This window comes from Lutibacter sp. (genome assembly GCF_013139515.1).
Classification (GTDB): domain Bacteria; phylum Bacteroidota; class Bacteroidia; order Flavobacteriales; family Flavobacteriaceae; genus Lutibacter.
Genome location: NZ_WTAR01000057.1, coordinates 1 through 4,648, shown reverse-complemented (window position 1 = coordinate 4,648; position 4,648 = coordinate 1). Strand labels below are relative to the sequence as shown.

Here is a 4,648-nt window from a genome sequence, read left to right as displayed (position 1 = left end):
GCTTGTCTGAAAAACTGTAAACAGTAATTTAAAAATCGTTTTTGAGTTTCTCTTCCGGTTTTTGCAATAGTTTCACTCCATTCAATTAACAGTTGAATAACAGAGGCATTTCCTTTCGCTTTAAAAGCGGCTCGTACCCAAGTAATAAACCATTGTTCAAATTGTTCATCGGCATTATCATTGTGTAATAAATGCAATGCTTTATTAAAATTTCCATCAGCTTGTTGTGCAATTTGCTTAGCAATTGGTTCATCAGTTCCTTCTTTTTCAATTAAAAAATTTGCAATATCAGCTTCAGAAAGTAAGGGAAAATGTAAAACCTGACAACGAGATTTAATAGTTGTTATAATTTGTTCTTCATTTTCAGTAACTAATAAAAAAACAGTTTTTTCAGGTGGTTCTTCAATTAATTTTAGCAGTTTATTTGCGGCTGAAGTATGCATTTTTTCAGCCATCCAAATAATCATAATTTTATAACCTCCTTCGTACGATTTTAGCTTTAAAGCTTTTACAATTTCTTCAGCTTCATGAACACCAATTTGTCCTTGTTTATTTTCAATTCCAATAGATTGTAACCATTCAAACAGGTTTCCATATGGATTTAAACGAATAAAATCTCGCCAATCTTCTAAAAATAAATTACTTACAGGGTGTGTTTTAATAAACTCATTAGTTGCAACCGGAAACGCAAAATGTAAATCTGGGTGAGCTAGTTTAGAACATTTTAAAACACTAGCTTTTTTATCATCACTAGTACTGCACAATATGTACTGCGCATAAGCAATAGCCATTGGTAAAGTTCCAGAACCTTCTTTGCCAACAAATAATTGCGCATGTGAAATTCTACCATTATCGGTAGATTTAATTAAGTGATTTTTTAAATGTTCTTGCCCTAAAATTTCAGAAAAATTCATTAAAGCGAAAGTAAAACATTTTCAGCAAATATAAATTGAGATAGGATTTAATATTTTAAAGAAATCGCTTTCGTAAAAAACTTAAACCCTTAGCGTAAATTGAATTATATTTGTCCAACTAATTATATTTGAAAAATGAAAACAATACAAGACATAAATTTTGAAGGAAAAAAAGCATTAATTCGTGTAGACTTTAATGTGCCTTTAGACGAAAATTTTACAGTTACTGATATTACAAGAATTGAAGCTGCAAAACCAACAATTATTAAAATTTTAGAAGATGGAGGAGCTGTTGTTTTAATGTCGCATTTAGGAAGACCAAAAGGTACTGAAGATAAATTTTCTTTAAAACACATTGTAGATAAAGTTTCTGAAATAATTGGAGTTGATGTAAAATTTGCTTCAGATTGTGTAGGTGAAATTGCTGAAAAAGCAGCTTCAGAATTACAAATGGGAGAAGTATTATTACTTGAAAATTTACGTTTCTATGCTGAAGAAACTAAAGGAGATGTAGCTTTTGCAGAAAAACTTTCTAAATTAGGAGACATTTATGTAAACGATGCATTTGGAACAGCACACAGAGCACATGCTTCAACAACAATTGTAGCTCAATTTTTCTCTCAAAACAAATGTTTTGGAAGTTTATTGGCTCAAGAAATTATAAGTCTTAAAAAAATATTAGAAGAAGGTGAAAAACCTGTACTAGCTATTTTAGGTGGTGCAAAAGTATCTTCAAAAATTACAGTTATTGAAAATATTTTAGACAAAGTTGATCACCTAATTATTGGTGGTGGAATGAGTTTTACTTTTATTAAAGCTCAAGGAGGAAAAATTGGAAACTCAATTTGTGAAGACGATAAGCAAGAGTTGGCTTTAGATATTTTAAAACAGGCAGAAGCAAAAGGCGTGCAAATTCATATTCCAGTAGATGTTATTGCTGCAGATAATTTTAGCAACGATGCAAATACACAAATTTGCGATATAAATGATATTCCTGATGGTTGGGAGGGTGTTGATGCCGGTCCAAAATCAAGAGAAATTTTTGATGCAATTGTAAAAAAATCTAAAACAATATTATGGAACGGTCCTTTAGGAGTTTTTGAAATGGAAAACTTTGCAGGAGGTACAATTGCATTAGGAAACTCTATTGCAGAAGCTACTAAAAACGGAACATTTTCGTTAGTTGGTGGTGGAGATTCTGTTGCAGCTGTAAAACAATTTGGATTTGCAGATAAAGTAAGCTACGTATCTACCGGTGGTGGAGCAATGTTAGAAAGTTTAGAAGGGAAAACCCTGCCAGGAATTGAAGCTATTTTAAAGTAAATTTAAGCTTAAAAAGAACGTCATGCTGAACTTGATTCAGCATCTCATATTAAAATTAAAAACCATTTTCTTTCAAAAGGAAATGGTTTTTTTACTGAATTGAAATTATTACTTTTGAATTCAGAAAGTACATAAATAAATGATTTAACAAATCAATCAAAAAAATGAAATACACCAAAATAGATAACACCGATATAAAAGTGAGTGAAATTTGTTTAGGAACGATGACTTTTGGAGAACAAAATACCGAAAGTGAAGCTCACGAACAATTAAATTACGCAGTAGAGCAGGGTATTAATTTTATTGATACTGCTGAAATGTATTCAGTTCCTGGGAGTAAAGAAACACAAGGAAGTACAGAACGGTTTATTGGAAGTTGGTTGCAACATCAAAAACGTGAAAATCTAGTTTTAGCAACTAAAATTACAGGTCCAAATCCGGGGTTAAGTTATATAAGAGAGAATATGGGGTTTTCTAATGCATCAATTGATGATGCGTTGGAAAAAAGTTTGAAACGTTTAAAAACAGACTATGTTGATGTGTATCAATTACATTGGCCAGAACGTTCAACAAACTTCTTCGGAAAAAGAAATTATCAACACAATTTTGATGAAAAATGGGATGATAATTTTAAGAAAATTATTCAGAAGTTAGATAGTTTGGTAAAAGAGGGGAAAATCCGTCATTATGGAGTTTCAAACGAAACACCTTGGGGTTTAATGCGTCATTTAGATGAGAGTGCCAAAAACCAACTAACACGCTGTAAAACAATTCAAAACCCATATTCATTATTAAACAGAACTTATGAAATTGGCTTGGCTGAAATCTCAATGCGAGAAAAAGTAGGTTTATTAGCCTATTCACCAATGGCTTTTGGAATGCTATCGGGGAAATATTTAGACGGTAATATGCCTGAAGGTTCACGTTTAAAGTTATTTCCAGTATTCTCGAGATACAATAGTGATGAGTCTAGATATTTAACTCAAAAATATGCTGATTTAGCAAAAGAGCTAACTATTAGCTTAGCGCAATTATCATTAGCCTTTGTTACACAGCAGCCATTTGTTACCTCAAATATAATTGGCGCAACATCTATGGAGCAACTAAAAGAGAACATAAGCAGCATCCATATAAAACTGTCTCAAGAAACGTTGAAAAAAATAGACGATATTCAAGAATTTCAACCCAATCCTGCACCTTAAAAACCGTTTAAAGTATTGTTTTTACTAAGGAAATAGGTATTAAGATATTTATATCTTAATACCTGACATAAATCATCTTTTTATATTGAAACCTGTTGTTATTTTGTAACAATTATTACAATGAACATTAATTTAAAAAAAGATGAAAATTAAAAATTTAGTAGTAGCAGTTTTAGCGTTAGTAGCAGTACAAAGTTTTGCTCAACTAACATTAAGTGGTGAATTAAGACCACGTGCAGAATTCAGAAATGGGTATAAAACCTTAACGCCAAATGATGTTGATGCAGCCTTATTTGTATCTCAACGTACACGTTTAAATACAAAATTTGTTTCTGAAGATTACACATTTTTTGTAAGCTTACAAGATGTAAGAGTTTGGGGAGATGTAAAACAGCTAGGCGAAAACAACAATAGTTTAGCAATTCATCAAGCTTGGGGTAAAGTTAAATTTAGTCCAAATTTTGCTGTAAAATTAGGTCGTCAAGAAATAATTTATGATGATAGTCGTATGTTTGGAAACGTTGGTTGGGCACAACAAGGACGTAGCCATGACGCTGCAATTTTTAAATTTGGAAACGAAAACTATAAATTAGATTTAGGACTTGCTTACAATCAAGACACTCAAGCTTTATTTGGGAATTTATACACAGTTGGAGGAAATTATAAAGCAATGCAATATGCTTGGTACCATAAAGAATGGAGTAACTTTAAAGCTAGTTTCTTATTCTTAAATAATGGTTTACAAAATATTGATGCTGATGAAGTTCGTTACAGCCAAACTTTTGGAACTCACATGAAATATAAAGCTTCTGACGCCTTAAGCTTCAGTGCAAATGCTTATTTACAATCTGGTAAAGATGTTGCAGATAACGATTTAAGCGCTTACTTAATCGGTTTAGATTTAGGATACAAAGCTTCTGCTAAAGTTAACTTTGGTTTAGGTTTTGAAATTCAATCTGGAAATGATAATGCTTCAATTGGTGATGAGAACAATGCTTTTACACCTTTCTACGGAACAAATCATAAATTCAATGGTTTTATGGATTATTTCTATGTTGGAAACCACGGAAACAATGTTGGTTTAGTTGATGTTTACGCTAAAATTTCAACGAAGTTAGGAGATAAATCAAGCTTAACAGCTTTTGTACATAATTTTTCTGCACAAGCTGAAATTGCTGAGGACGCTGACAAGCAATTAGGTACTGAAAT

General features: G+C 31.7%; 4 protein-coding genes. 3 read left to right on the top strand and 1 reads right to left on the bottom strand.

Features of this window, described 5'->3' with window-relative positions; genetic code table 11:
- On the bottom strand, nucleotides 1-914 hold a 914-nt coding region (locus GQ540_RS05930; protein ID WP_291798750.1), incomplete at its 3' end, for a DNA polymerase III subunit delta'.
- A gap of 135 nt (nucleotides 915-1,049) precedes the next feature.
- Between GQ540_RS05930 and pgk the strand changes: the two genes are divergently transcribed.
- From pgk to GQ540_RS05915, 3 genes are all read left to right on the top strand, one after another.
- Nucleotides 1,050-2,237: a phosphoglycerate kinase gene (gene pgk / locus GQ540_RS05925; protein ID WP_291798747.1), complete on the top strand. Its 1,188-nt coding sequence runs from the start codon at nucleotides 1,050-1,052 to the stop codon at nucleotides 2,235-2,237.
- A 164-nt stretch (nucleotides 2,238-2,401) separates the two neighbouring features.
- Nucleotides 2,402-3,439, top strand: coding sequence for an aldo/keto reductase (locus tag GQ540_RS05920; protein WP_291798744.1), 1,038 nt, complete (start codon nucleotides 2,402-2,404; stop codon nucleotides 3,437-3,439).
- Nucleotides 3,440-3,581: 142 nt separating this feature from the next.
- Nucleotides 3,582-4,648: alginate export family protein (locus tag GQ540_RS05915; RefSeq protein WP_291798740.1), on the top strand; the 1,067-nt coding region annotated here is incomplete at its 3' end.